A 26602-nucleotide genomic window follows, 5' to 3' on the forward strand; every position below is an offset into this window, starting at 1 on the left:
TGGCGCGCCGCCGGTGGCCCGTCAGGTCGACAGCCCCAAGGCACTCGATGCACCGGCGCCGCAGGTCTCGGCGCCTCAAGCGCCGCCCCCCGCGACGCCCCCCATTTCCATGGGGCCCGCCGCCGTGACAGCACCGCAGGTGGCCCCGACGCCGGTGCAGACGTCAGTCTCGCCGTCCGCCCCGCCGCCCGCCGCCGCCGCGGCAACGACAGCGGGCGCCGCGGCGCCCGCCCAGCAGGCCCCCACAGTCCGCCCGCACCTCGGGTCGACGACGGCGGCCCCGCCCGCGCCGTCGATCGTTGCGATGCCACCCCAGCGTCGTGATGACGACGATGACGCGCCTCATCGGGCACCCGTGGCCGAAGCATCACCTGCCCACCACCCGGGCCGTCGCAGCGCAGCAACACCCGCTGACGGGGACCTTCTGTGGGCACTGCACCAGGTGGTTCGGGAAGGAGCGTCTGACCTGCACTTGGCGGTGGACGCCGCACCGCGTATTCGTTTGCACGGCAGCCTGCGCGACCTCGCAACGGCGGTTCCGTGGACCGCCGAGAAGATGCGCTCAGCGCTGCACAGCATCATGAGCGAGGCGCAGCGCGACATCTTCGAGAAAGTGCTCGAACTCGACTTTGCGTTCACCCTGACTGAGGTCAGCCGCTTCCGCGTCAACGTCTACCAGCAGCGCGGCAAGATGGGCGCCGCCTTCCGCCTCATTCCCACCGAGATCAAGAGCCTGCACGAGCTCGGCGTTCCCGATGCGGTGTCGCGCTTCTCCACGCTTCCCCGCGGACTCGTGTTGGTCACGGGGCCGACCGGGTCGGGTAAATCGACGACGCTTGCGGCGCTCATCGACCTCGTGAACCGCACGCGCGCCGACCACATCGTGACCGTTGAAGACCCGATCGAGTTCATGCACTCGAATCGCAAGTCGCTGGTCAACCAGCGTGAGGTCGGTGCCGACACCCACTCATTCCAGGCGGCTTTGAAGCACGTTCTTCGTCAAGACCCCGACGTCATTCTGATCGGTGAGCTTCGTGACCTCGAGACGATCTCGACGGCTCTCACCGCGGCCGAGACGGGGCACCTCGTGTTCGCCACCCTGCACACGCAGAGTGCCGGGCAGACCGTTGACCGTGTCATTGACGTGTTCCCACCCCACCAGCAGGGTCAGGTGCGTGCGCAACTCGCCGCCACGCTGCAGGGGGTGGTCTGTCAGACGCTGGTTCCCCGGGCGAGCGGTGCGGGCCGTGCGGTGGCCACCGAGATCTTGGTGGCAACGCCCGCGATCGCGAACCTGATCCGTGAGGGCAAGACGTTCCAGATTCCGTCGGCCCTGCAGTCGGGAGGCGAGATCGGCATGCACACCATGGACCAACACCTCGCCGACCTCGTCAACCACGGAGTGATTACCCACGCTGCCGCCATTGAGAAGGCGCAAGACCTCGAGAGCCTCAAGCAACTGATTCACCGCGGTGACTCGATGGCCGGCGCGGGCCAGGGCGGCGGCTACTGATGGCCACGACAGCGCGCACCTACGCCTACTCGGCCCGTGATGGTCAGGGCAAGCTCGTCAAGGGCAAGCTCGACGCATCGTCAGAGTCTGAGGTCATTGCGCGCCTGCGCGCCATGAGTGTTTCCCCGGTATCGATCAATGAGTCGAGCGGCGGCACTGGCCTGCAAAAAGAGATCGAGATTCCGGGTCTCACGAAGCGCGTCAAGCTCAAAGACCTGGCCGTGGCGAGCCGACAGTTGGCGACGATGCTCGCATCCGGACTGTCCCTATTGCGGGCGCTCACGATTCTGTCGGAGCAGACCGAGAACGAGAAGCTGCGCGAGGTGCTGGGCAAGGTGCGCGGCGACGTCGAGGCCGGGTCCTCGCTGTCTGACTCGCTGAACCGGCACCCCGAGACGTTCCCGCGGCTGATGATTCACTTGGTCAGAGCAGGAGAAACGGGCGGCTTTCTCGACGACGCACTCGAGTCAATTGCGAAGAACTTCGAGTCTGACGTGAAGTTGCGTCAGACCATCAAGAGCGCCATGACCTACCCCGTTGCTGTGCTTGCCATGGCGATCCTGGCCGTCATCGGGATGATCCTGTTCATCGTGCCTGTCTTCAAAGGCATGTTTGAAGGTTTCGATGCCGCTTTGCCCATTCCGACACAGGTGCTCGTGACCATCAGCGAGAACATGATTTGGATCCTGCCCTTGCTCATCGTGGGATCGATCGCGTTCTCGATCTGGTGGCGGGCGAACAAACGCAAAGACGACGTACGTTCCGTCGTCGACAAGTTCAAGCTGAAGGTGCCGGTGTTCGGCGACCTGTTCCGCAAGGTCGCCATCGCCCGCTTCTCGCGCAACTTCGCGACCATGATGGGTTCGGGCGTGCCGGTGCTGCAGTCGCTCGCCATCGTGGGTGAGACGAGTGGCAACTGGGTTATCGAAGAGGCCCTGCGCCACGTGCAAGAGTCGGTGCGCACGGGTAACTCGATCGCTGCACCGCTCGCCAACGAACCGGTGTTCCCCGAGATGGTGACCCAGATGGTGGCCGTGGGCGAAGACTCGGGCTCGCTCGAGATCATGCTCACGAAGATCGCCGACTTCTACGACGAAGAGGTGCAGTCGACTGCTGAGTCTCTGACCGCTCTGATCGAGCCGATCATGATCGGCCTTATCGGCGGCATCATCGGCGGCATGATCATCGCGCTCTACATGCCGGTCTTCACTATCTTCGACCAGATCGGTTAGCCACGCCGCACTAGCCCCCGAACTGGGGGGCATCCAAGGGGGGTAGACCCCCCGAATACGGGATGTACCGGCGGAAGAACCGCTGGAAGTGTTGCACCTGGGGGGCCCGACATTCATCTGGGGGTCCTGTCCGAATCCATTACGATAGGAAAGAGAGGCATCTCATGATGCTGAAGTTCAACGAGCAGGTCACCGAACGCCTGCAGGCCCGACGCGAAGGGGAGAAGGGCTTCACGCTCATCGAGCTCCTCGTCGTCGTCATCATCATCGGTGTGCTGGCGGCCATTGCCATCCCGGTGTTCCTCAACCAGCGCGAGGCTGCATGGCGCAGCGCGGTCGAGTCCGACCTTCGCAACGCCGCGATCGCGATGCAGACGGAAGCGACTGAGCGCGGTGGTTCGTACGTTGGCATCGTTGTTGGAGACCTTGATCTTGTGGCGAGCGATGGCGTGACCGTTACCATCACGGAGCAGACGGCCACGGACTTTGTGCTCACAGGGGTGCACTCGTCTCTCCCGACCGCCGGCGACACGACGACCTACGACTCGGGCGCTGGTGGGTTGAGCGGAGTCTTCAACTAACGATCCGTAGGTCGAACCCGGGGGGGGCGTCGCGCACGCGGCGCCCCCCCGCTTCCGCACCACAGCACCATCTGAACCGTTCACGAGCCCGGAGGGGGGAGCTCGCATGACCGGCATCCGCCGCTTCTTCACCATCGCGAATCGCGACGACCGCGGGCTCGGCCTGCCCGAGATGCTCGTCGCGATGGTCATCTTCGCGCTCATCTCGACCGGCGTGCTCTACGGTCTGCTCGCGATGCTGCAGCTCAGCCGCGAGTCTCGCGCCATCCAAGTCGCCACGAATCTCGCCGCGGAGGAGATCGACCTCATTCGCGACGTCGATGACATCTTCAGTCTCCTTGACGCGACACGCACGGTCGAACTCAATGGTGACCAGTTTGAGGTTCGCCGGATCGCGCGGTGGGTGAGCGACCCGGCGACCGATCTCGAGTGCGGCACGGGCGGTCAGCCGCTCCGATACAAGCGCATTGCCGTCGAGGTGCGCTGGGGCAGCATGCGAGACGCAGACCGCCCGGTCACCTCGTACACGCTGCTGAACCCCGACGAGCGCATCAACGACCCCGCCCTCGGCACCATTCTGGTGAATATTCTCAACAGCGCGGGCACGGGCGTCGCCGGTCTGACACCGGGCGCCGCCCCCGCTTCTCCCGCGGGAGGCGCTCAACCGTTGACCGAGACGCCGCGCGCCACCGATGCTCAGGGCTGCACGTACGTATTGAAGGTCGTGCCAGGCAACTACAACGTGAGGCTCAACGTCGGCGGCTACATCAGCGCCGACCAAGTGCAAGATGTGACCAGGGTGACTCAAGTCACGGCAGGTGCCGCGGCTTCCGCGAGCTTCCTCTACGACCGTGCCGCAACCTTCACCGTGAACTACGCATCTAATCGACCTGCCGGCCTCGCGCCGTTGCTGTCGCGCGAGATGGTGACCTCGTTCGTCAGTTCCTACGGCGTGCACCGTAGCACGCACAGTGTGACGAACCCTCGCACCATCAACCTGTTCCCCTTCTCCTCCGGATATCAGGTCATCCCCGGCGCGTTCATCCCGCCGACTGGAATTCCTGGTGATGCTAATGCGAGTGATGGATGCCTCGCGGTCGACCCGGCCGCGTGGGAGCCTCGTGTTGCAGGTGGTCAGAGTTTTGTCGGGGTGAGGTCCGGTCCGGTTGCGGCCAACCCCGGTAGCACCGCGCCCACGCTCGACGTGCCCATGGGCATCATTGATGTGAACCTCGGCACGGGGTCTGGCACCCGTTACATTCGGGCGACATCGGTCAACGCGGGCGGCCCGGGGTGCGCGGTCCCCATGACGTTCACCTTTGATCGCAACGTTCGTCCAACGCCGCGACCAGGAACCGAGCGCATCGCGCTGCCCTACGGCAGCTGGGAAATCTTCGTCGGCGACTCATCCGGAAGTCAGCCGACACCCGTTAGTGGGCTCGCAATCACGCCGGTCACCCTGGGAGATGTCGGGGGGCCGCTCGGGGGCCTGCTGTCCGGCGTTGTCACGCTCGACCCGCGCACGGTGCCGCAATGATTCGGCGCAAGGCATGGCAGTCTGACGACGGCGTCAGCTTGCCGGAACTGCTCGTGACGATGTTCCTCACAGGAATCGTCGGCCTCATCGTTGTGTCGTTCTTCGTTGCATTCACCAATACGTTCAACGAGGACAGGGCCGCCTCAGACAGCACGACAACGGCGGCGCTCGGGATGAACGATCTCACCCGCATCATCCGATCGGGAACGGAGATTCCCCGTCAGAATGCCGTCCTCAATGACCCGGTGTTCACCCTTGCCTCCAACGAGGAGATGGTGATTCACGCCTACGTCGACACCGATTCAGACACTCCCGCGCCCATCCGAATCCGATTCTTCATCAACGCGGACAATGAGCTCGTTGAAGAGCGTTTCCTTGCGACACAAGACGTGGCGGGTTACTGGTCGTTTGCATCGACGTCACAGGGTGAGCGGGTGATCGCGCGACAACTGCCCGAGCGGCAGCCGGGGCAGCCGTGGCTCTTCACGTACCTCACCGCGGCGGGCGCCACGTTTACGATCCCTGAGGGCGCGTCGCTGAGCGTTGATCAGAGACGATCCGTGGCAGCCGTGCGGATAACCCTCACCGTACAAGCCGACACGACTGCGCAGGCCGAGCCGGTCACACTGCGCAATACCGTCGGAATTCCCAATCTGGGTGTAGCGAGAGTGGGGCTATAGATCATGCTTCGACTGTTGAGAACGCGTCTCGGCGACGCGGAACGCGGGATGTCGTTGGTCATCGTGATCAGCGTCGGCGCCGTGCTGACCATATTCGTGACGATCATGATGTCGTACGGCCTCGCGGCGTACGGTAAATCGGCATCAGACCAGCGGTGGAACGCCGCGATGGCGGCTGCCTACGCGGGCATTGAGGAGTACCAGAGCCGACTCGCGAACGAGCCGGCCTATCTGCGATACGGAAACCCCGCATCCGCCTTCAGTGCCGGAAGCGTGGTGCAGCTGCCGCCGGACGACAACCCTGCGTTCGGTCTCGGGGAAACGGGAACGTGGGCCACGATCCCTGGTTCAAACGGCGACAGCGAGTTCCGATACGAAGTCGACAATTCGGAGTACGCCACGACCGGAAACCTTCGTATTCGGTCGACCGGTCGCGTTGGCGACGCCACCCGAACGATCGTCGCTGACCTTCGACAGCAGGGCTTCATCGACTTCCTGTACTTCACCGACCTCGAAATGCAGGACACGAACCTGAGTGGCGCCGCCACCAGCTGCGAGAGGTATCACTGGCTGAACCCACGACCCACATCGTGCAGCAACATCGCTTTCGGAAATCGTGACGTGCTCAACGGGCCGGTGCATTCGAACGACACCATCCGCGCCTGTGGCACCGAATTCAACGGCACAGTGACGACAGCGAACCCCTCCACTCCGCGGGTGCTCGCCCGGACCTCGGCGGGCGCAGGCTGTGGTTCGCAGGGCAACCCACGCTTCACCTTGCCGGGATACCCCGCATTCGCACCGCAACTCGAACTGCCGCAGACGAACACGCAGATGCGACGGGAGGTGCGCAGCGACCTTCCCATCGATGTACCGCGCCCCGGATGCCTCTACACAGGGCCGACGAAGATCACGCTGCACAGCAATGGCGAGATAACGGTGTACTCACCGTGGACTCGTGCGACTCGAATCGCCGGACAGCCCGCGACGACCGGCTCGGCACCCAGCGCGTGTGGCGACATCTCGCGCATCACCACCGGCTCTGGGCATCGGTTCACACCGCCGGAGAACAACCTCATCTACGTGCAGAACGTGCCATCCGTGAACACCGATCCGAACTTCTGGCGCTCCGACCAGCGCCCGGCAGGGCTGAACTGCACGGGCGCTGGCAACAACTCTGTTGAGGGCGGCGGCTCCGTCGTCGGCAACGGCATCGGGTACCCGATTCGCTTCGAGCAACTGCCCCGTCTTCAGGCAAATTCGTATCAGTGTCGAGTAGGAGACGTCTTCGTCGAAGGCTCGATGAGCGGCAAGATCACCATCGCCGCCGAAAACTTCATCTACATCACGGGCAACATCGCCTACCGCGACTCCCAAGAAGACATCCTGGGGCTCGTCGGCAACAACTCGATCTTCGTGTGGAACCCCGTGAACTCGAGCGGGCAGGCACTTCTCAGCGATGTCAACCGGCGAATCGACGCAGCGATGCTGTCCGTCGAGCGCACGATCCAGGTGCAGAACTTCTATCGAGGAGGCGACCGTGGCGACCTCATCGTCAACGGTGCGATGGGTCAGAAATTCCGCGGCATTGTTCGCCAAGGCACCGCAACTGTCGCCAACGGCGGGTACGACAAGGAGTACAACTACGACCCGCGCCTGCGCTACACGGCTCCGCCGAAGTTCCTCTCGCCGGTGACGACCACGTACGGCATCAACGTCTGGATCGAGACCGAGCGCGCCTTCAATGCCGACGGCTCAGCGCGATGAGTGATCCGACGTTCGTGGCCGTGCTCGTCGGGCTCTCCGGCGTGCTCGGCCTCGCCGTCGGATCCTTTCTCAATGTCGTGGTGCACCGAGTGCCCGCGGGGGCCTCGATCGTGTCACCGCCGAGCGCGTGCCCAAACTGCGAGACCCCGATTCGTAAGCGCGACAACGTGCCGGTCCTGTCGTGGCTGGTGCTGCGCGGCAAGTGCCGCGATTGCGCCGCTCCCATCTCGGCTCGCTACCCGCTCGTGGAGCTGGGCACGGCGGCGCTCGTGGTGGTGGCTGCACTGGTGGCCGCACCGGCTCTTGCGACGGCCACGAGCATCCCCGAGACGATTGCCGCGAGCGCGTGGTTCCTCGCGCTAGCCTGGTTTGCCGCGGCGAGCGTCGCCCTCACCGCTATCGACCTCGACACGCACCGGCTGCCGAACGCCATCGTGTACCCGACAATCCTGATGTCGCTCGGCACGGGCCTGATCGCCGCGGGTGTCACCCTCGACGCAGCGCTCGCCGTCCGCGTGCTCGGTGGGGCCCTCGCGCTGTCGGGCGGCTACCTGCTGCTTGCCCTGGCCTGGAAGGGCGGCATGGGCCTCGGCGACGTCAAGCTCGCCGTCGCCATCGGGGCCCTCCTCGGCTGGGTTGGCTGGGGCGCGCTCGCGGTCGGCGCCTTCGCTGCCTTTTTCGTGGGTGGCCTCGTCGCGCTCGCGCTCATGGTCGCCCGCCGCGTTGACCGACGCGGCGGCATCCCATTCGGCCCCTGGATGCTCGCGGGCGCGTGGATCGGAATCATCGCGGGCCCGTCGCTCTTTGACGGGTACCTCGACCTGGTAGGACTGGCCTGACGCGCCGCGTCGGGAAGCAAGGGGGGAACAGAATCATGGCGAAAACGATCGTGGGCGTCGATATCGGCGCCACGAGCATCCGCGCCGTCGAAGTGGCGGGTGCAGGCACCGCAAAACCGACCGTGCTGCGGTACGGCTCCATCGAACTGCCTGACGGGGCCGTGAAACGCGGTGAGGTCATCGAGCCGAACACTGTCGGGAACGCGCTGAAACGACTGTGGTCGACGACGAAGTTCGGCACCAAGAGCGTCGTACTCGGCATGGGCAATCAGCGGGTCCTTGCGCGAGACCTCACGGTTCCGCAGCAGCCGCTCGCGCTGATCCGCGAATCTCTGCCCTTCCAGATTCAAGACCTGCTGCCGATGCCCGTGTCGGAGGCCGTCTACGACTTCTACCCCCTGCGGGCCGAACAGCAGGATGGCAAAGACGTCGTGCACGGCATCCTCGTCGCGGCCGTGAAGGAGACGGTCATGACGAATCTCTCGGCGGCTCGTATCGCCGGGCTGAAGCCGGTGGGCGTTGACCTGATCCCCTTCGCGCTCACGCGACTGATGTCGCGCACGGAGGCGGGAAGTGGTCGCGTCGTGTTGCTTGACATCGGAGCAGACACGACGAGTTTCGTGGTCGTCGACAACGGGGTGCCGCAGTTCGTTCGACTCATCGGAATGGGCGGAGGCGACATCACGCGCGCCCTGGTGGGCCGGCTCGGCATGACCGAGCCCGACGCTGAGGCGGCAAAGCGCGCCCTCGGGCTTGCCACGGAGGGTGTACGCGACGAGCACCGCCCCATTGTTGAGGTCATCTACGAGGTGGCGGGTGAACTCATCACGAGCGTGCGCAACACCATCACCTTTGTGCAGAACACTCACTCTGTCGCGCCGCCAGAGCGAATTGTGCTGAGCGGCAAAGCGAGCGCGCTTCCCGGCCTCGCGCGCGCCATCGCCGATTACACGCGCATCCCCGTCGCCATTGCGAAACCCTTCGACTCGATCCCCATCAAGACCGCGGCGAAGAAGCAGGATGCTGTCGATCACGACACGCTTCAGGTCGCCCTTGGTCTCGCCATCGGAGCAGCCGCATGAGCGCGAAGACGAAGACCGGGGTCGCCGTGCCGTTCGGCGGCATTCCCCGCGTCGACCTCCTCCCCGGCGAGATTCGCGACGTGGCGAAGGGCGCCCGCCAGCGGGGCTACTTCACCCTGGGGGTCATCGTGACGCTCGCCGCCGTCGTCGGTGCCAGTGTGTTCTTGAGCTTCCGGGCGGACGAGGCGGAGCGTCAGCTCACCGCAGCCCAAGACGAGACGACCCTGCTCCTCGGCCAGCAAGCGCAGTACTCCGAGGTGCGGGCGATCGCCTCCATGGTCGACATGATCGGTGTCGCCCAGCAGGCAGCGGGGCTCACGGAGATTCAGTGGACCGAGTTCATTGGAACGGTGCAGTCGACCCTGCCCGGTGAGGTGACGATCGTTGAGTTCGACATCAGTTCTGCGACGCCGCTGCGACCGATCAGCCCGTCCACTGATCCGCTCATCGCGTCGCGCGTGGCGACGGTGATCTTCACTGCCGAGAGCGTCGACCTCCCGAACGTCAGGCAGTGGCTTGACGCGCTGTCTGCGGTTCCCGGGTTCACCGACGCCACGCCCGGCACGGTGCAGTTGAACGACTCCACTGGCCGCTACGACACCACAATCACCATGGGAGTCAACGAGGATGCGTGGAGTGACCGATTCGCTCCGGAGGATCCGGACGCGGACGCTGACGTCGAGGAGACGGACGAATGAACTTCACCCGACTCTGGGGAATCATCAGCGTGCTGCTGATGGTGGTGATCGTCGCTGGAGGCTACTTCCTCGGCGCCGCTCCTCAAATCGAACGTGCCGCGACGGCGAACGAGCAGACCGAGCAAGTGCGCTCCGCGAATGAGCTTCAGCGCCTTGCTCTTGTTGAGCTGGAGGCCCTCGCGGCACAGCAGCCCGAACTGGAAGCGCTACTCGCCGAAAGTCGCCAAGCCATCCCAGCCTTGGCGGCCTTCCCCCCTCTGCTACAAGAGCTGAGCGAGCTCGCGGCGGTCTCGCAGGTCACCTTCGCGAACTTCTCTGCGCAGTCTGCGCAGTCGTTTGTTCCGACGGAAGAGTGGGCAGAAATTATTCCGGCCGGGCTCGATCCCACCGTGTTCATCACGATCCCCTTGCAGCTCGAGGTAGAGGGGTCGTTCGAGGGAGTCCTCGACTTCGTCCAGCGTGCGCAGGCGGCCAACCGCTACCTGTTGATCAGTGACCTTCGGGTGACCCGTCCTGCGGCTGACGAGGAGGGTGGCGTCGTCACCGGCGCGTTGACCGCGATGGCGTACGTTCTGCTCGACGAACCGCTCCAGCCCGGCGAGGCGCTGGAAGAAGCCCCAGAGGACGCGCAGCTCGACGCCACCGAGTAGAACCATCGTTGATTGGTCCGCTTGCTAGGGTGAGCGGGCCGATCTACGGAGGTTCGCCATGAGCAACGACACCCCCACCACGGGTTCCCACGACCGCACCGAGCCGAACGAGCCGACGACGCCGAGCGCGCAGCCGGCCGAGAGCGAGACGACCGCAGCCGCGCCCTCAGAGTCGCGTGTCGACGCTGCCTCGCCCACCACCGAGCAGCCCGCCCACCCGGTTACCCCCGAGGCGCCGGCCGCCACCACTGAGCCCGAACCGCTCCGCGAGCCCGAGCCGCACGCGGCAGAGCCTGCACTCCCGGCGAACGACACCACAGCCACGCGCGTTGACGATGCGCCGCAGGCGGCATCCGAGGCCCACACTCCCACAGGCGACACGACCACGACGGCAGCCGCCGCGCCCGCCCCGACCGTCGTCTACGTCGACCCGCCGGCGCGCCCCAAGAAGCGCGGCACCCGCGGGGTCGGCCTCGCCGTGGTCCTCCTGGCCACCGGCGTCTTCACGATCCTGTACGCGCTCGCCACCATCCTGTTGGCGCTCGCCTTGCGCCCCCACGGCCTCAACGGCTTCGTCGAGTACCTCGCCTCCGCCCCGTTCGTCGTGCCCGTGCTCGTCTTCGCCGGTGCCCACCTATTGCTTGTGTTGATCGCCAACCGCGCCGGCTGGTGGATGCACGTGCTCGGCGGCTTCCTCGTCGCCGTCCTCGTCTGGGTCGCCTTCATCGGCGCCGCCGTCATCACGGCGGGGGCCGCCGGCGCCTCCGCGGCCGAACAGCAGGCTGTCATCCTGCAGCAGGTCGTCAACCCTCTCGGCATCCTGGCTGCCGTGCTCGCCCGCGAGATCCCGATCTGGGTGGGCGGCATTGTCGCCCGACGCGGCCGCACGCAGACGGCCAAGAACGCCGAAGCGCAGGATGCGTACGAGCGCGATCTCGCCGCGCACCGCGCATCCGTCGCGCCGCAGGCGCCCACCCGCTGACGCGGCCCGCCGACGGCGACCGCTCCGCGCATCCGCCCGCGAGGTGACGGTGCGCGAGTGTCGCATTCGGTGCGTTTGACCGGGGGATGACCCCCGCGTATCCTTGACCGCGTGTGTGCATTTGCGCGCGCCTGTGCTGTGCCGCGAAGCCGGCGCCGGGCGGCGTGAGCAGAAGCTCCCACACCGGGTCCCTCGGCTCCGCGTTACGACGCGGTGATCCCAGATACCCCCACGGCATACCCGCCGCTCAGGGTCGTCCAGGCTCTGGCGGGTTTCGCGTGAGGCCGGTGCGTGACACCACGTACCGGCGAAACCAAACCGCAACCGCTGTCACCGTGCAGCTCAGCAAGGAGCATTGTGCCCACTATTCAACAGCTGGTCCGCAAGGGTCGGTCGCCGAAGGTCGTCAAGACCAAGGCCCCGGCGCTGAAGGCCAACCCGCAGCAGCGTGGCGTGTGCACTCGTGTGTACACGACCACCCCGAAGAAGCCGAACTCGGCGCTCCGCAAGGTCGCCCGTGTGAAGCTCTCGAACGGCACCGAGGTCACCGCCTACATTCCGGGCGAGGGCCACAACCTGCAGGAGCACTCGATGGTGCTCGTGCGCGGCGGCCGTGTGAAAGACCTTCCCGGCGTTCGCTACAAGATCGTGCGCGGCGCGCTCGACACCCAGGCTGTCAAGAACCGCAAGCAGGCGCGTAGCCGCTACGGCGCGAAGAAGGAGAAGTAATGCCTCGCAAGGGTCCCGCGCCTAAGCGCCCCGTCGTCGCAGACCCGGTCTACGGCGCCCCGATCGTCAGCCAGCTCGTCAACAAGATCCTGCTTGACGGCAAGAAGGGCCTCGCCGAGCGCATCGTTTACGGTGCCCTTGAAGGCGTCGGTTCGAAGAGCGGTCAGGATGCCGTCGTCGTTCTCAAGAAGGCTCTCGACAACGTGCGCCCCACCCTCGAGGTGCGGTCGCGTCGTGTCGGTGGCTCGACCTACCAGGTGCCCGTCGAGGTCAAGCCGCACCGCGCGAACACGCTCGCGCTGCGCTGGCTGACCTCGTACGCCAAGGCTCGTCGCGAGAAGACGATGACCGAGCGTCTGATGAACGAGATCCTCGACGCGTCGAACGGTCTCGGTGCCGCGGTCAAGCGCCGCGAAGACACGCACAAGATGGCCGAGTCGAACAAGGCGTTTGCGCACTACCGCTGGTAGTGCGTAAACGCCCGGGCTGAGCGCGCAGCGGGGCCATTTCTGGCCCCGCTGCGAAGCCCGGGTGGCGGCCCGTCTCGGGCCGACACGATCTAGACGTATCCAGCAAAACCGAACGTAAGGACATCCCGTGGCACTTGACGTGCTCACCGACCTGAACAAGGTCCGCAACATCGGCATCATGGCGCACATCGATGCCGGCAAAACCACCACGACCGAGCGCATCCTGTTCTACACGGGTGTGAACCACAAGATCGGTGAGACCCACGACGGTGCCTCGACGATGGACTGGATGGCGCAGGAGCAGGAACGCGGCATCACCATCACCTCGGCTGCCACCACCTGCTTCTGGAACGGCACCCAGATCAACATCATCGACACCCCCGGCCACGTCGACTTCACCGTCGAGGTCGAGCGTTCGCTGCGCGTGCTCGACGGCGCCGTTGCGGTCTTCGACGGCAAGGAGGGCGTTGAGCCCCAGTCCGAGACCGTCTGGCGTCAGGCCGACAAGTACGACGTTCCCCGCATCTGCTTCGTCAACAAGATGGACAAGCTGGGCGCCGACTTCTACTTCACCGTCGACACGATCATCAAGCGCCTCGGCGCCAAGCCGCTCGTGATTCAGCTGCCCATCGGCTTCGAGAGCTCCTTCGAGGGCGTTGTCGACCTGGTCGAGATGCGCGCCCTCACGTGGCGCGGCGACGCCAAGGGTGACGTCAAGATGGGCGCGGAGTACGCCATCGAGGAGATCCCGGAAGACCTCAAGGAGAAGGCTGAGGAGTACCGCGCTCAGCTGCTCGAGGCCGTCGCCGAGGCGTCGGACGAGCTGCTCGAGAAGTACCTGGGCGGCGAAGAGCTGACCGTTGCCGAGATCAAGGGCGCGATCCGCACGCTCACGATCAACAGCGAGGCCTACCCGGTTCTCTGTGGCTCGGCGTTCAAGAACCGCGGCGTGCAGCCGATGCTCGACGCGGTCGTCGACTACCTGCCGAGCCCGCTCGAGGTTCCCCCGACCGTGGCGCACGACCCGCGCGACGAAGAGAAGGAAATCGTTCGCAAGCCCGACGCCAAGGACCCGTTTGCGGCCCTCGCGTTCAAGGTTGCGGTGCACCCCTTCTTCGGTCGCCTGACCTACATCCGCGTGTACTCCGGCACCATCGAGTCGGGGTCGGCTGTCGCCAACTCGACCAAGGGCAAGAAGGAGCGCATCGGGAAGATCTTCCAGATGCACGCCAACAAGGAGAACCCGGTCGAGAGCGTCACCGCCGGCCACATCTACGCCGTCATCGGTCTGAAGGACACGACCACGGGTGACACCCTCTGCGACCTCACGGAGCAGGTTGTCCTCGAGTCGATGACCTTCCCCGAACCGGTCATCGAGGTCGCCATCGAGCCGAAGACCAAGGCTGACCAAGAGAAGCTGGGCACCGCGATCCAGAAGCTCGCCGAAGAAGACCCGACGTTCCGCACCGAGCTCAACCACGAGACCGGCCAGACCGTCATCAAGGGCATGGGCGAGCTGCACCTCGACATCCTCGTTGACCGCATGAAGCGCGAGTTCAACGTCGAGGCGAACGTCGGTAAGCCCCAGGTGGCCTACCGCGAGACGATTCGCAAGTCGATCGAGAAGTTCGACTACACCCACAAGAAGCAGACGGGTGGCTCGGGCCAGTTCGCGAAGATCCAGATCACGATCGAGCCGCTCGAGGTCACCCCCGAGACGAGCTACGAGTTCGTGAACGCCGTCACCGGTGGTCGCGTTCCGCGCGAGTACATTCCTTCGGTGGATGCGGGCATCCAGGACGCCATGCAGGTTGGCGTTCTCGCCGGCTTCCCGACGGTGGGCGTCAAGGCGACGCTCGTCGACGGCGCCTCGCACGACGTTGACTCGTCGGAAATGGCGTTCAAGATCGCCGGTTCGATGGCGTACAAGGAGGCTGCCCGCAAGGCTGGCCCCACGCTGCTCGAGCCGCTCATGGCCGTCGAGGTTCGCACCCCCGAGGAGTACATGGGCGACGTCATCGGCGACCTGAACTCGCGCCGTGGCCAGATCCAGGCAATGGAGGACGCGACCGGCGTCAAGGTCGTTCGCGCCCTTGTGCCGCTGTCGGAGATGTTCGGCTACGTCGGCGACCTGCGGTCGAAGACCTCGGGCCGTGCCGTCTACTCGATGTCGTTTGACAGCTACGCGGAGGTCCCGAAGGCTGTTGCCGACGAGATCGTCCAGAAGACCAAGGGCGAGTAACTACTCGACCTGCGATGGCTCGCAGAGCCTGACTACAGTAAGAACACACCAACCAGCGCTGAGTCCGACAACCGGTCGGATGCGCGCGAACGAGTCCTGAGGAGGACCCACAGTGGCTAAGGCCAAGTTCGAGCGGACCAAGCCGCACGTCAACATCGGAACCATCGGTCACGTCGACCACGGCAAGACCACCCTCACCGCCGCCATCTCGAAGGTGCTTGCTGACAAGTACCCCTCGGCGACGAACGTGCAGCGTGACTTTGCGTCGATTGACTCGGCTCCGGAAGAGCGTCAGCGCGGTATCACGATCAACATCTCGCACGTTGAGTACGAGACCCCGAAGCGCCACTACGCGCACGTTGACGCCCCCGGTCACGCTGACTACATCAAGAACATGATCACCGGTGCTGCTCAGATGGACGGCGCGATCCTCGTGGTCGCGGCGACCGACGGCCCGATGGCCCAGACCCGTGAGCACGTTCTGCTCGCCAAGCAGGTCGGCGTTCCCTACCTGCTCGTCGCGCTGAACAAGGCCGACATGGTCGACGACGAGGAGATCCTCGAGCTCGTCGAGATCGAGGTTCGCGAGCTGCTCTCGAGCCAGGGCTTCGACGGCGACAACGCTCCCGTCGTGCGCGTCTCGGGCCTCAAGGCTCTCGAGGGCGACGCCGAGTGGGCCGAGAAGATCGTCGAGCTCATGGACGCCGTTGACGAGTCGATCCCCGACCCGGTGCGCGACAAGGACAAGCCGTTCCTCATGCCCATCGAGGACGTCTTCACGATCACCGGTCGTGGAACCGTCGTCACGGGCCGCGCCGAGCGCGGCACCCTCGGCATCAACTCCGAGGTCGAGATCGTTGGCATCCGCCCGACGCAGAAGACCACGGTCACGGGTATCGAGATGTTCCACAAGCAGCTCGACGAGGCCTGGGCCGGCGAGAACTGTGGTCTGCTGCTCCGCGGCACCAAGCGTGAAGACGTCGAGCGTGGCCAGGTCGTCGTGAAGCCGGGTTCGGTTACCCCTCACACCAACTTCGAGGGCACCGCGTACATCCTCTCGAAGGACGAGGGTGGCCGTCACAACCCCTTCTACACGAACTACCGCCCGCAGTTCTACTTCCGCACCACCGACGTCACCGGCGTCATCTCGCTGCCCGAGGGCACCGAGATGGTCATGCCCGGCGACACCACCGACATGACGGTTGAGCTGATCCAGCCCATCGCCATGGAGGAGGGCCTCGGCTTCGCCATCCGTGAGGGTGGCCGCACCGTGGGCGCCGGTACGGTGACGAAGATCATCAAGTAGTACCTGCATCCTTCGATTCGGGGTCGGGCCTTCGGGCCCGGCCCCGTTTCTCTTTTCCGGCGCGTTCTGCGCCGAATTGATGCGGATGCGCGACGCGAGTCATACGCTTCGGTCATGTCAGCGCGCCCCGCGGTCCGCATCCTCTTGTTGCTCGGCATCACGTTTGTCATCGCCGTGCTCGTGCTCACTGTTGTGCAGGCGCCGCAGGCGACCGACATCGGCATGCTGCTGACCTATCAGGTGCTGGGCGCCCTCGTCGGCTTCTCGAGCATCGCCGGCGTCTTGTGGGCCGTGTTCGTGGTGATCGGCAGTATCCGTTTGCGGGACCGCCCGCGGGGGCGCCGCGTCCTGTGGTTTTCTGCCTCGGCAGTGCTCTGCGCGTCGATCAACGCCGTCGTCGTCTCCGCGCTATCAGCGGGCGCCGATGGCTGGGGCGGCTTGATCGCGGCGATCGCGATCGGCGTCGCGGCCATCTTTGTCGCGAGTGCCATTGCGGCGACGCTCATCGTTGAGCTGGTGATCCTGCGCACTCGAGCGGCGGCAACGCCGACTACCGCCCCGACAGCCGCGCCGTAAGCGCGTCGGCGGCCGCCTGCACCGCTCGGCCAAGCGTCGCTTCCGTCGCCGCGTCGGTTGCCGCGGATCGGTAGGTCAGGCCGAGCCCGACGCTCGGGTATCCGCTCCGGTCCAGTCCGGCGGCCGCGACCGACGCGTAGTCGGGGGTGATCTCGCCGTGCTCGCCGGCCCAGCCGCGTTCGCGGGCCTCCCGCAGAATCGCGTCGAGTTCGCCGAGCGTGGCCGGGCCGATCCCGTGGCGGGTGATGAGCGCATCCCGATGGGGGTATAGCGCGCGCACCTGCGCGGCGGGCAGCGCCGCGAGCAGTGCGCGCCCGGTCGCGGTCAGGTGGGCGGGCAGGCGCACGCCGATGCGTGCGACGGTGGTGGGCGCGCGGGGCGCTGAGGCCTGCCCCACATAGGTGACGTCGGCGCCGCTCAGCACGGCGAGTTGCGCGACGGTCGGTACGGGCGCCTCGGCGACGAGTCGCTCGATCAGGGGAGTGGCGAGCCGCGCCAGTCGGCTGGCCTGCAGCACGCTCGACCCGATCTCGGCGACGACCTGCCCGAGCCCGTACGCGCGCAGCTCGGGGTAGTGCACGACGTACCCCTCCTCCTGCAACACGCGGATCAGTTGGTACACGCTCGAGCGCGGCAGCCCCAGGTCGCGGGCAATTGCGGAGGCGGGCACGGGGTCGCTGTGATGGGCGAGGTGCGTGACGATGCGCAGGGCCGCGCGCGCGGCGGGGACGTCGGCCATCGTTCCCCCACTCTGTCAGCGCATCGGCGCGCCACCTGTCTGGTATTTCGGACACTTTATGCCGTGCGCCCGCCCCGCGCGAGCCCCGGCGTCGCGACCATGGCCTCATGAGCATCACGGTCGGCCGCCGCCCCCTCACTCGCGACGAGGTCGTCGCCGTCGCGCGTCACGATGCGCCCGTCGCCATCGATGCGGATGCGCTCACCGCCATGGCGGCGACGCGCACGCTTATCGAGGGCCTCGCCGACGACACCGTGCCCCACTACGGCGTCTCGACCGGGTTTGGGGCGCTCGCGACGACCCACATCCCGGTGGACAAGCGTGCGCAGTTGCAGCGCTCCCTCGTCCGCTCGCACGCGGCGAGCTCGGGCCCCGAGGTCGAGCGCGAGGTGGTGCGCGCCACCATGCTGATGCGCCTCGCGACGCTTGCCACCGGCCGCACGGGCGCGCGCCCCCTCGTCGCCGAGACCTACGCGGCTGTGCTCAACGCCGGCATCACGCCGATCGTGGGCGAGTACGGCAGCCTCGGCTGCTCGGGCGACCTCGCCCCACTCGCGCACTGCGCGCTCGCCGTGATGGGCGAGGGCGAGGTGCGCGATGCCGCGGGAGACCGCGTTCCCGCAGCCGACGCTCTCGCGGCCGCGGGCATCCACCCCCTTGAGTTGCGCGAGAAGGAGGGGCTCGCCCTCATCAACGGCACCGATGGGATGCTCGGCATGCTCTGTCTCGCGCTGGCCGATCTCGACGCGCTTGTCGCCACCGCCGACCTCACCGCCGCCATGAGTGTCGAGGGCCAGCTCGGCACCGACGCCGTCTTCGCCGACGATCTGCAGGCCCTCCGGCCGCACCCCGGTCAGGCGACGAGTGCCGCCAACATGCGGGCGGTGCTCGCCGGCTCCGCGATCGTCGCGAGCCACCGCACCGACGACTGCACCCGCGTGCAAGACGCGTACTCGCTGCGCTGCGCACCCCAGGTGCACGGCGCGGTGCGCGACACCATGGCGCACGCCGACCTCGTCGCGCGGCGCGAGTTGGCGAGCGCCATCGACAACCCGGTCGTCACGCTCGACGGGCGGGTCGAGTCGAACGGCAACTTTCACGGGGCGCCCGTCGCCTACGTGCTCGACTTTCTGGCGATCGCCGTGGCCGACCTCGCGAGCATGAGTGAGCGCCGCACCGATCGCTTCCTCGACGTGGCCCGCAACGCGGGGCTCCCCGCCTTCCTCGCGCACGACCCGGGGGTCGACTCGGGGCACATGATCGCCCAGTACACCCAGGCCGGCATCGTGAGCGAGCTGAAGCGGCTCGCGGCGCCGGCCAGCGTCGACTCGATTCCGTCGAGCGCCATGCAGGAGGACCACGTGTCGATGGGCTGGTCGTCGGGCAGAAAGCTGCGGCGCTCGATCGACGGGCTCACCCGCGTCATCGCCATTGAGGCGCTCACCGCCGCCCGCGCGCTCGACCTCCGCGCGCCCGCCCCCGCGCCGGTCACCGCGTCGGTCATCGCGACCCTCCGCGCCGAGGTCGAGGGCCCCGGCCCCGACCGCTACCTCGCCCCCGAGATCGAACGCGCTGTCGTGCTGACCCGCACGGGCGCGCTGCTCGACGCGGCCCGCGCCGTCGCACCGACCCTCGTTTAGCCCCGCCACCGCCTGAGAGAGGACACCCCATGAGCATCGTGACCGGCCCCCGCCCCGTCCGCGCCCACCGCGGCACGCAGCTGCACACGCTCGGCTGGCAGCAGGAGGGCGCGCTGCGCATGCTGCAGAACAACCTCGACCCCGAGGTCGCCGAACACCCCGACGAGCTGGTCGTCTACGGCGGCACAGGGAAGGCCGCCCGCGACTGGCGCAGCTTCGACGCCCTCGTGCGCACGCTCGAGACACTCAAGGGTGACGAGACGATGCTCGTGCAGTCGGGCCGCCCGGTCGGGGTGATGCAGACCCACGAGTGGGCGCCGCGGGTGCTGATCGCGAACTCGAACCTGGTGGGCGACTGGGCCAACTGGGACGAGTTCCGCCGGCTCGAGCAACTGGGCCTCACCATGTACGGCCAGATGACCGCCGGCTCGTGGATCTACATCGGCACCCAGGGGATTCTGCAGGGCACCTTCGAGACCTTCGCCGCCGTGGCCGCGCAGCTCGCTGCCCGGAAGGGCGGGCTCCACGGGCACAGTGCCGGCACCCTCGCCGGCACCATCACGCTCACGGCGGGTCTCGGCGGCATGGGCGGCGCCCAGCCGCTCGCCGTCACCATGAACGGCGGCGTCGCGATCTGCATCGATGTCGACCCGACGCGCATTGCCCGCCGCGTCGAGCACGGCTACCTCGACGTCGTCGCCGACTCGCTCGAGCAGGCGCTCGCGCTCGCCACCGATGCTCGGGATGCGCGTCGCGCGCTCTCCATCGGCGTCAGCGGCAACGCCGCGCGGCTCGTGCCCGAGTTGCTCGCCATGGGCGCCCCGATCGACATCGTCACCGACCAGACGAGCGCGCACGACCCGCTGTCGTACGTTCCCCTCGAGTACACGCTTCACGAGTGGGTGATTGCGAAGCAGCGCGATCCGAAGGGTGCGGCCGAGGCCGCCCGGGCGTCGATGGCGCGTCACGTTGAGGCGATGGTCGGATTCCAGAAGGCGGGCGCCGAGGTGTTCGACTACGGCAACAACATTCGCACCGAGGCGTTGTCGGCCGGTTACGCCGACGCGTTCGCGTTCCCCGGGTTCGTGCCCGCGTACATCCGCCCGCTCTTCGCCCAGGGCAAGGGGCCGTTCCGTTGGGCCGCCCTCAGCGGCGACCCGGCCGACATCGCGGCGACCGACCGCGCCGTGCTCGAGCTCTTCCCCGACAACGAGAACCTGCAGCGCTGGATCCCGATGGCGCAGCAGCGCGTGCACTACCAGGGTCTGCCCGCCCGCATCTGCTGGCTGGGCTACGGCGAGCGCGACATCGCCGGCGAACGGTTCAACGACATGGTTGCCTCGGGCGAGCTGAGCGCTCCGGTCGCGATCGGCCGCGACCACCTCGACTCCGGAAGCGTTGCGAGTCCGTACCGCGAGACCGAGGCGATGAAGGACGGTAGCGACGCGATCGCTGACTGGCCGCTGCTGAACGCACTGGTCAACACGGCGAGCGGCGCCACCTGGGTGTCGATTCACCACGGCGGCGGCGTCGGCATTGGCCGCTCGCTGCACGCCGGTCAGGTGGTCGTCGCTGATGGCACGGCGCTCGCCGGTCAGAAGGTGCAGCGGGTGCTCACAAACGATCCGGGCATGGGGGTCATTCGCCACATTGACGCCGGCTACGACGAGGGTGAGGGCGTGGTCAGCGAGTTCGGCGTCCGCATCCCGATGCGCGAGGGGCGATGAGCGCCGGGGTGCTCGCCCACGACGAGCACTGGCCGCGGGCCGGCGACTGGCCGGCGTGGCGGCCGGGCGAGCGCGCCGACGCGATCATCGTCGGCGTGCCGAGCTGGCGCACCTCGCTGTCGCCGTCACGCGCGCACGAGACGCCGGCCGCGATCCGCGCGGCACTGCGCCGTTACAGCGCCGACGCGCTGATGACGCCGTCGGGTGCGCCCCTCATCGTCCGCGACGCGGGTGACCTCGTCGACCCCGACGGCGACAAGGATGCGGCGGTCGCCGCGATCGCGGAACTCGCCTCCCACAGCGAGCTGGTCATCGCACTCGGGGGCGACAACGCGGCGACCGTGCCGGTCGCCCTCGGCGCCACCGGCGCGCGCCTCGCCTCGGCCGGGCTGGTGACGGTCGACGCCCACCACGACCTGCGCGACGGCACGAGCAACGGCAGCCCCGTGCGGCGCCTCCTGGAGGCGGGGCTGTCCGGCGAACGCATCAGCCAGCTCGGCATCGAGCCGCTCGCGAACTCCCGCTTCTACGCCGAGCGCGCCGCAACGCACGGCATCGAGGTTGTCACCCGCGACGAGCTCGAAAGTCTGCCGATCGCCGTCGCGATGGAGCGAGCGCTGCGCCGCGCCGCCGGCGCGGGCGGCCCCGTCGTCGTCGATCTCGACCTGGATGTCTGCGATCGCGCCGTCGCGCCGGCGTGCCCCGCGAGCATCCCGGGCGGAATCAGCGCGCGTGAGCTGCGCCACGCGGCGCGGGTCGCCGGCGCCCACCCGGCCGTAACGGCGATCGACCTCACCGAGCTCGACGCGAGTGCCGACGCGGCCGACGGGCGCACGGTGCGCCTCGCCGCGCTGTGCGTGCTGGAGGCGCTCGCGGGGCTGGCCGCCCGCAGGGGAGGAGCCGCGTGAGCCTCGCCGTTGACAACATCGGCCAGCTCGTCACCCTCGACCCGGCCGACCCCGAGCGGCCCGTGCGCGTCGATGCGGCGCTCGTCATCGACGACGGTCGCATCGCGTGGGTGGGGGATGCGCGGCGCGCGCCCGCCGCCGATTCTCGCCTCGACGCTCGCGGTCGCGCCGTCGTCCCCGGTTTCGTCGACAGTCACAGTCACCTCGTCTTTGCCGGCGACCGCGCCGACGAGTGGGAAGCCCGCATGACGGGCGTGCCGTACACCGCCGGGGGCATCCTGCGCACCGTGGCGGCGACGCGGGCCGCTACCGACGACGAACTGCGCGCCCGCCTTGCCCGCCACGTCGCCGAGGTGCGCGCGCAGGGCAGCACCACGATCGAGGTGAAGAGTGGGTACGGGCTGACCGTCGCCGACGAGCAGCGCGCGGTGCGCCTCGCGGCGGAGGTGACGCCCGAGACGACGTTCCTCGGCGCGCACGTGGTGGCGCCCGAGTACGCCGACGACCGCGACGCCTACGTCGAGCTCGTGTGCGGGGAGATGCTCGCGGCGTGCGCCCCGCACTCCCGCTGGATCGACGTGTTCATCGACGCAGGAGCGTTCACGGTCGACGAGGCGCGCCGCGTGCTCAAGGCGGGACGCGCGGCAGGTCTCGGGCTGCGCGTCCACGCCGGCCAGCGCGCCGCCGACGGGGGAGTGGCCCTCGCCGTCGAGCTCGGCGCAGCCAGCGTTGACCATGCCACGCACCTGACGGGCGACGACGTCGATGCGCTCGCCGCCGCATCCACCGTCGCGACGCTGCTCCCACTCGTCGAATTCTCGACGCGGCAGTCGTATCCGGATGCCCGACACCTGATCAACGCGGGCGTCACCATCGCGATCGCCTCCGATGCGAACCCCGGGTCGAACTACTCGAGCTCCATGCCACTCGCGATCGCCCTGGCGGTGCGCGAGATGGGGCTCACCCCGCTCGAAGCGCTCGCCGCCGCCACCGTCGGAGGGGCCGCAGCGCTCCAGCGCGGCGACGTCGGGCACCTCGGAGTGGGCGCGCGGGGCGACCTCGTCGTGCTGCAGGCCCCCGACTTCCGTTGGCTGGGGTACCGCCCTGGCGTGCCGCTCGTCGCCCACACGGTGCTCGGTGGTGAGGTGCTGGCGTCCTGAGCCGCGGCGTGTCGCCTTTTGTGGCCGAGATGCTCCATCCTGAGTCGACCGAGCGCCGAGACGGCGCTCGGGGCCTGTCGCCTCTTATGGCCGAGATGCTCCATCCTGGGCCGACCGACGGCCGAGACGGCCGTCGGGGCGCTGTCGCGGTTTCTTTCATGGCCGACATTGCGCGTCCCGGGCCGACCGAGCGCCGAGACGGCGCTCGGGGCGCTGTCGCCTCTTATGGCCGAGATGCTCCATCCTGAGCCGACCGACGGCCGAGACGGCCGTCGGGGCGCTGTCGCCGAAACGCCCAGAAATGGGCGTTTCTCTCAGGCGACACGCCCGGGTTGCACGGGGTGCGCGGGTGTGGCAAACTTTCCTAGTTCCATACGCCGCGCGTTGTCGTGCGGCTCACTGCCAGGCAGTGCATAGGGCGCGTGAAATGCAGGTGCATTTCACCCGGACTCTAGGCCGCGGGTAGCAGAACACAGCGTAAACCGACCCCCTCACCACAACAGGAGAAATCCTGTTCCTGAGGAGTGTGCGCCCGCAACGTCCCACGTTGCAGCGCGGGTCGGTGAAATGCGGAGATCGCGCCCGTCGGTATCCGCCGCTCACGAAGGGGTTCCCCTTTCGCGTGCGGGGCGAAGGCAGCCGGTTGACGTTTGACAGAAGAACAGTGGTGCGACAGCGATAGCGCTCCGCGCTGGGGTGCGGCCGATAGGCCGGGCCCGATTCAACAAGGAAGAGAGTTGAGCATGGCGGGACAGAAGATCCGCATCCGACTGAAGTCGTATGACCACGCTGGTCTCGACGCGTCGGCGCGCAAGATCGTCGACACGGTCACCCGTGCCGGAGCGACCGTCGTGGGCCCGGTGCCCCTCCCCACGGAGAAGAACGTGGTGGCCGTCATTCGTTCGCCCCACAAGTACAAAGACAGCCGCGAGCACTTCGAGAAGCGCACCCACAAGCGGCTCATCGACATCATTGACCCGACGCCGAAGGCCGTCGACTCGCTCATGCGTCTCGACCTGCCCGCCGACGTCAACATCGAGATCAAGCTCTAAGGAACCCGGACATGTCTGCACTCAAGACGACCAAGGGTCTGCTGGGCACGAAGCTCGGCATGACGCAGGTGTGGGACGAGAACAACAAGCTCGTGCCCGTCACCGTTGTCTCGATCGCCCCGAACGTGGTCACGCAGGTTCGTACCGTCGACATCGACGGCTACGAGGCTGTGCAGATCGCCTACGGCGCCATCGACCCCCGCAAGGTCACCAAGCCCCTCACGGGCCACTTCGAGAAGGCCGGCACGACCCCGCGCCGCCACCTCACCGAGATCCGCACGGCTGACGCCGCCGAGTACACGCCCGGTCAGGAACTGACCGTCGACGTGTTCGAGCCCGGCCAGAAGGTCGACGTGGTCGGCACCAGCAAGGGCAAGGGCTTCGCCGGTGTCATGAAGCGCCACAACTTCAAGGGTGTCTCGGCCTCGCACGGTTCGCACCGCAACCACCGCAAGCCCGGCTCGATCGGCGCTTCGGCGACCCCCAGCCGCGTGTTCAAGGGCATGCGCATGGCCGGTCGTATGGGTGGCGAGCGCGTGTCGGTGCTCAACCTCACCGTCCACTCGGTTGACGCCGAGAAGGGCCTGCTGCTCATCAAGGGCGCCGTTCCCGGTGCCCGCGGTCGTCTCGTGTTCGTCCGCAACGCCGTGAAGGGGGCGTAACCGCCATGGCTACCTCACTCGACATCGTCGACGCCGCCGGCAAGAAGACCGGCTCGGTCGACCTGCCCGCGAACGTGTTCGACGTTCAGACCAACGTTCCCCTGCTGCACCAGGTCGTTGTTGCCCAGCTCGCCGCGGCGCGCCAGGGAACGCACTCGACCAAGACGCGCGGCGAGGTCTCGGGCTCCGGTCGCAAGCCGTTCAAGCAGAAGGGCACCGGCCGCAGTCGTCAGGGTTCGGTCCGTGCTCCCGAGCACACCGGTGGTGGCACGGTCCACGGCCCCAAGCCGCGTGACTACTCGCAGCGCACCCCCAAGAAGATGATCGCCGCGGCTCTGCTCGGCGCTCTGTCTGACCGCGCCCGCGGCGACCGCCTGCACATCGTTGAGTCGTTCGGTTCGGACGCGCCCTCGACGAAGGCTGCTGCGGCGGTCATCGCATCGCTCACCTCGGGCCGCAAGGTTCTCGTCGTGATCGAGCGCGACGACGAGCTCGCGCAGAAGAGCGTGCGCAACCTCAAGAACCTGCACGTGATCACTCCCGACCAGCTGAACGCATACGACGTTCTGGTCAGCGACGACATCGTCTTCACGAAGTCGGCGTACGAGGCGTTCGTCGCCAGCAAGACCAAGAAGGAAGAGGTCGAGCGTTGAGCATCCACACCACCGCCCAGAACAAAGACCCGCGCGACGTCATCATCGCGCCGGTCGTGAGCGAGAAGAGCTACGCGCTCATCGACGACGGCAAGTACACCTTCCTCGTTGACCCGCGTGCGAACAAGACCGAGATCAAGTTCGCGATCGAGAAGATCTTCGGCGTGAAGGTCGCCTCGGTGAACACGCTTAACCGCACGGGCAAGACCCGCCGCACCCGATTCGGCACCGGCAAGCGCAAAGACACCAAGCGCGCCATCGTGACCCTGAAGTCGGGCACCATCGACATCTTCACGGCCGTCGGCTAGACGAAGGACGACAGACAATGGCTATTCGCAAGTACAAGCCCACGACGCCGGGTCGTCGCGGCTCGTCGGTCGCTGATTTCGCAGAAATCACGCGCTCGACCCCCGAGAAGTCGCTTCTCAAGCCGCTGCCGAAGACCGGTGGCCGCAACAACACCGGTCGCATCACGACCCGTCACATCGGTGGTGGCCACAAGCGCCAGTACCGCGTCATCGACTTCCGTCGTAACGACAAGGACGGCGTCGACGCGAAGGTCGCGCACATCGAGTACGACCCGAACCGCACGGCGCGCATCGCGCTGCTGCACTTCGTGGACGGCACGAAGCGCTACATCATCGCGCCGAACAAGCTGAAGCAGGGCGACATCGTTGAGTCGGGCCCCGGCGCCGACATCAAGCCCGGCAACAACCTGCCGCTGCGCAACATCCCCGTCGGTACCGTCGTGCACGCCATCGAGCTGCGCCCCGGTGGCGGCGCAAAGATGGCCCGATCGGCCGGCGCCTCGGTTCGCCTTGTCGCCAAGGACGGCCCCTACGCCCAGCTGCGTCTGCCCTCGGGCGAGATCCGCAACGTCGACGCGCGCTGCCGCGCGACCGTCGGCGAGGTCGGCAACGCCGAGCAGTCGAACATCAACTGGGGTAAGGCCGGCCGTAAGCGCTGGAAGGGCGTCCGCCCGACCGTTCGTGGTGTCGCCATGAACCCGGTCGACCACCCGCACGGTGGTGGTGAGGGCAAGACCAGTGGTGGTCGTCACCCGGTCAGCCCCTGGGGTCAGTCGGAGGGTCGTACCCGCCGCGCGAACAAGCCCAGCGACAAGCTCATCGTCCGTCGCCGCACCGTCGGTAAGAAGCGCTAGTAGGAGTCGAGAAGA

26 protein-coding genes are annotated in these 26602 nt (G+C 67.2%); 25 read left to right on the top strand and 1 reads right to left on the bottom strand.

Features of this window, described 5'->3' with window-relative positions; translation table 11 throughout:
* The first annotated feature begins 304 nt into the window (after positions 1-304).
* The 16 genes from EV141_RS09430 to EV141_RS09505 all read left to right on the top strand — a co-directional run bounded on the left by EV141_RS09430 (position 305) and on the right by EV141_RS09505 (position 16884).
* Positions 305-1513 (top strand): type IV pilus twitching motility protein PilT, encoded by a 1209-nt coding sequence (locus EV141_RS09430; RefSeq protein WP_198675536.1) that lies wholly within the window; start codon positions 305-307, stop codon positions 1511-1513.
* Positions 1513-2745 carry a type II secretion system F family protein gene (locus tag EV141_RS09435; protein WP_130485691.1) on the top strand — a complete coding sequence of 411 codons (1233 nt, stop codon included), beginning with the start codon at positions 1513-1515 and terminating at the stop codon, positions 2743-2745. The genes EV141_RS09430 and EV141_RS09435 overlap by 1 nt, the downstream gene beginning before the upstream one ends.
* 164 nt (positions 2746-2909) lie before the next feature.
* The gene (locus tag EV141_RS12520; RefSeq protein WP_130485692.1) at positions 2910-3326 is read left to right on the top strand and encodes a type IV pilin protein; all 417 of its coding nucleotides are present in this window, start codon (positions 2910-2912) and stop codon (positions 3324-3326) included.
* A gap of 106 nt (positions 3327-3432) precedes the next feature.
* Positions 3433-4863 carry a type IV pilus modification PilV family protein gene (locus EV141_RS09445; RefSeq protein WP_130485693.1) on the top strand — a complete coding sequence of 477 codons (1431 nt, stop codon included), beginning with the start codon at positions 3433-3435 and terminating at the stop codon, positions 4861-4863.
* Complete coding sequence (locus EV141_RS09450; protein WP_130485694.1) at positions 4860-5543, top strand: PilW family protein; 684 nt, start codon at positions 4860-4862, stop codon at positions 5541-5543. Before EV141_RS09445 ends, EV141_RS09450 begins: the two co-directional genes overlap by 4 nt.
* A 48-nt stretch (positions 5544-5591) precedes the next feature.
* Positions 5592-7310 carry a hypothetical protein gene (locus EV141_RS09455; protein ID WP_241969198.1) on the top strand — a complete coding sequence of 573 codons (1719 nt, stop codon included), beginning with the start codon at positions 5592-5594 and terminating at the stop codon, positions 7308-7310.
* Positions 7307-8149, top strand: coding sequence for a prepilin peptidase (locus EV141_RS09460; protein ID WP_130485696.1), 843 nt, complete (start codon positions 7307-7309; stop codon positions 8147-8149). Before EV141_RS09455 ends, EV141_RS09460 begins: the two co-directional genes overlap by 4 nt.
* Before the next feature lie 35 nt (positions 8150-8184).
* Positions 8185-9231 (top strand): type IV pilus assembly protein PilM, encoded by a 1047-nt coding sequence (gene pilM, locus EV141_RS09465; protein ID WP_130485697.1) that lies wholly within the window; start codon positions 8185-8187, stop codon positions 9229-9231.
* Positions 9228-9929 (top strand): hypothetical protein, encoded by a 702-nt coding sequence (locus tag EV141_RS09470; RefSeq protein WP_130485698.1) that lies wholly within the window; start codon positions 9228-9230, stop codon positions 9927-9929. The genes pilM and EV141_RS09470 overlap by 4 nt, the downstream gene beginning before the upstream one ends.
* On the top strand, positions 9926-10579 hold the full coding sequence (locus EV141_RS09475) for a type IV pilus inner membrane component PilO (protein ID WP_130485699.1): 654 nt from the start codon (positions 9926-9928) through the stop codon (positions 10577-10579). The genes EV141_RS09470 and EV141_RS09475 overlap by 4 nt, the downstream gene beginning before the upstream one ends.
* Before the next feature lie 58 nt (positions 10580-10637).
* Positions 10638-11561: a hypothetical protein gene (locus tag EV141_RS09480; protein WP_130485700.1), complete on the top strand. Its 924-nt coding sequence runs from the start codon at positions 10638-10640 to the stop codon at positions 11559-11561.
* 357 nt (positions 11562-11918) lie between these two features.
* A complete protein-coding gene (rpsL, locus tag EV141_RS09485) occupies positions 11919-12290 on the top strand; it encodes a 30S ribosomal protein S12 (RefSeq protein ID WP_096420510.1) in 372 nt (123 codons plus the stop codon).
* Positions 12290-12760, top strand: a complete 471-nt coding sequence (gene rpsG / locus EV141_RS09490) for a 30S ribosomal protein S7 (protein WP_130485701.1) — start codon at positions 12290-12292, stop codon at positions 12758-12760. Before rpsL ends, rpsG begins: the two co-directional genes overlap by 1 nt.
* Before the next feature lie 127 nt (positions 12761-12887).
* On the top strand, positions 12888-15002 hold the full coding sequence (gene fusA, locus EV141_RS09495; protein WP_130485702.1) for an elongation factor G: 2115 nt from the start codon (positions 12888-12890) through the stop codon (positions 15000-15002).
* Between the two features lie 112 nt (positions 15003-15114).
* Positions 15115-16308, top strand: a complete 1194-nt coding sequence (gene tuf, locus EV141_RS09500) for an elongation factor Tu (protein ID WP_130485703.1) — start codon at positions 15115-15117, stop codon at positions 16306-16308.
* Positions 16309-16422: 114 nt separating this feature from the next.
* Positions 16423-16884, top strand: a complete 462-nt coding sequence (locus EV141_RS09505) for a hypothetical protein (RefSeq protein ID WP_130485704.1) — start codon at positions 16423-16425, stop codon at positions 16882-16884.
* Here the strand turns inward: EV141_RS09505 and EV141_RS09510 are convergent.
* Entirely contained in the window at positions 16859-17623 is a 765-nt protein-coding gene (locus EV141_RS09510) for an IclR family transcriptional regulator (protein WP_130485705.1), read from the bottom strand. The genes EV141_RS09505 and EV141_RS09510 overlap by 26 nt on opposite strands.
* Before the next feature lie 107 nt (positions 17624-17730).
* Here EV141_RS09510 and hutH point away from each other — a divergent pair, with 107 nt between their 5' ends.
* The 9 genes from hutH (at position 17731) to rplB (ending at position 26587) form a co-directional block, all read left to right on the top strand.
* Positions 17731-19263 carry a histidine ammonia-lyase gene (gene hutH, locus EV141_RS09515; RefSeq protein ID WP_130485706.1) on the top strand — a complete coding sequence of 511 codons (1533 nt, stop codon included), beginning with the start codon at positions 17731-17733 and terminating at the stop codon, positions 19261-19263.
* A gap of 38 nt (positions 19264-19301) precedes the next feature.
* A complete protein-coding gene (gene hutU, locus EV141_RS09520; RefSeq protein ID WP_130485819.1) occupies positions 19302-20990 on the top strand; it encodes a urocanate hydratase in 1689 nt (562 codons plus the stop codon).
* The gene (locus tag EV141_RS09525; protein ID WP_130485707.1) at positions 20987-21898 is read left to right on the top strand and encodes an arginase family protein; all 912 of its coding nucleotides are present in this window, start codon (positions 20987-20989) and stop codon (positions 21896-21898) included. Before hutU ends, EV141_RS09525 begins: the two co-directional genes overlap by 4 nt.
* Positions 21895-23058 (top strand): imidazolonepropionase, encoded by a 1164-nt coding sequence (hutI, locus tag EV141_RS09530; protein WP_130485708.1) that lies wholly within the window; start codon positions 21895-21897, stop codon positions 23056-23058. The genes EV141_RS09525 and hutI overlap by 4 nt, the downstream gene beginning before the upstream one ends.
* 743 nt (positions 23059-23801) lie before the next feature.
* Positions 23802-24110, top strand: coding sequence for a 30S ribosomal protein S10 (rpsJ, locus tag EV141_RS09535; RefSeq protein WP_096420529.1), 309 nt, complete (start codon positions 23802-23804; stop codon positions 24108-24110).
* A gap of 11 nt (positions 24111-24121) precedes the next feature.
* Positions 24122-24772 carry a 50S ribosomal protein L3 gene (rplC, locus tag EV141_RS09540; protein ID WP_130485709.1) on the top strand — a complete coding sequence of 217 codons (651 nt, stop codon included), beginning with the start codon at positions 24122-24124 and terminating at the stop codon, positions 24770-24772.
* Positions 24773-24777: 5 nt separating this feature from the next.
* Positions 24778-25425: a 50S ribosomal protein L4 gene (rplD, locus tag EV141_RS09545; protein ID WP_130485710.1), complete on the top strand. Its 648-nt coding sequence runs from the start codon at positions 24778-24780 to the stop codon at positions 25423-25425.
* 2 nt (positions 25426-25427) lie between these two features.
* The gene (gene rplW / locus EV141_RS09550; RefSeq protein ID WP_130485820.1) at positions 25428-25733 is read left to right on the top strand and encodes a 50S ribosomal protein L23; all 306 of its coding nucleotides are present in this window, start codon (positions 25428-25430) and stop codon (positions 25731-25733) included.
* A gap of 17 nt (positions 25734-25750) precedes the next feature.
* Entirely contained in the window at positions 25751-26587 is an 837-nt protein-coding gene (gene rplB, locus EV141_RS09555; RefSeq protein WP_130485711.1) for a 50S ribosomal protein L2, read from the top strand.
* Positions 26588-26602 lie beyond the last annotated feature (15 nt).

It is taken from the genome of Microcella putealis, assembly GCF_004216575.1.
Lineage (GTDB): Bacteria > Actinomycetota > Actinomycetes > Actinomycetales > Microbacteriaceae > Microcella > Microcella putealis.

Coding starts and splice junctions, on each gene's coding strand:
- rpsJ (WP_096420529.1), top strand. CDS start 23,802: ATGGCGGGACAGAAGATCCGCATCCGACTGAAGTCGTATGACCACGCT.
- hutH (WP_130485706.1), top strand. CDS start 17,731: ATGAGCATCACGGTCGGCCGCCGCCCCCTCACTCGCGACGAGGTCGTC.
- EV141_RS09470 (WP_130485698.1), top strand. CDS start 9,228: ATGAGCGCGAAGACGAAGACCGGGGTCGCCGTGCCGTTCGGCGGCATT.
- EV141_RS09430 (WP_198675536.1), top strand. CDS start 305: ATGCCACCCCAGCGTCGTGATGACGACGATGACGCGCCTCATCGGGCA.
- EV141_RS09445 (WP_130485693.1), top strand. CDS start 3,433: ATGACCGGCATCCGCCGCTTCTTCACCATCGCGAATCGCGACGACCGC.
- rpsG (WP_130485701.1), top strand. CDS start 12,290: ATGCCTCGCAAGGGTCCCGCGCCTAAGCGCCCCGTCGTCGCAGACCCG.
- EV141_RS12520 (WP_130485692.1), top strand. CDS start 2,910: ATGATGCTGAAGTTCAACGAGCAGGTCACCGAACGCCTGCAGGCCCGA.
- EV141_RS09455 (WP_241969198.1), top strand. CDS start 5,592: ATGTCGTTGGTCATCGTGATCAGCGTCGGCGCCGTGCTGACCATATTC.
- rplC (WP_130485709.1), top strand. CDS start 24,122: ATGTCTGCACTCAAGACGACCAAGGGTCTGCTGGGCACGAAGCTCGGC.
- EV141_RS09505 (WP_130485704.1), top strand. CDS start 16,423: ATGTCAGCGCGCCCCGCGGTCCGCATCCTCTTGTTGCTCGGCATCACG.
- pilM (WP_130485697.1), top strand. CDS start 8,185: ATGGCGAAAACGATCGTGGGCGTCGATATCGGCGCCACGAGCATCCGC.
- EV141_RS09435 (WP_130485691.1), top strand. CDS start 1,513: ATGGCCACGACAGCGCGCACCTACGCCTACTCGGCCCGTGATGGTCAG.
- rplB (WP_130485711.1), top strand. CDS start 25,751: ATGGCTATTCGCAAGTACAAGCCCACGACGCCGGGTCGTCGCGGCTCG.
- rplD (WP_130485710.1), top strand. CDS start 24,778: ATGGCTACCTCACTCGACATCGTCGACGCCGCCGGCAAGAAGACCGGC.
- EV141_RS09510 (WP_130485705.1), bottom strand. CDS start 17,623: ATGGCCGACGTCCCCGCCGCGCGCGCGGCCCTGCGCATCGTCACGCAC.
- EV141_RS09460 (WP_130485696.1), top strand. CDS start 7,307: ATGAGTGATCCGACGTTCGTGGCCGTGCTCGTCGGGCTCTCCGGCGTG.
- EV141_RS09480 (WP_130485700.1), top strand. CDS start 10,638: ATGAGCAACGACACCCCCACCACGGGTTCCCACGACCGCACCGAGCCG.
- EV141_RS09450 (WP_130485694.1), top strand. CDS start 4,860: ATGATTCGGCGCAAGGCATGGCAGTCTGACGACGGCGTCAGCTTGCCG.
- EV141_RS09525 (WP_130485707.1), top strand. CDS start 20,987: ATGAGCGCCGGGGTGCTCGCCCACGACGAGCACTGGCCGCGGGCCGGC.
- EV141_RS09475 (WP_130485699.1), top strand. CDS start 9,926: ATGAACTTCACCCGACTCTGGGGAATCATCAGCGTGCTGCTGATGGTG.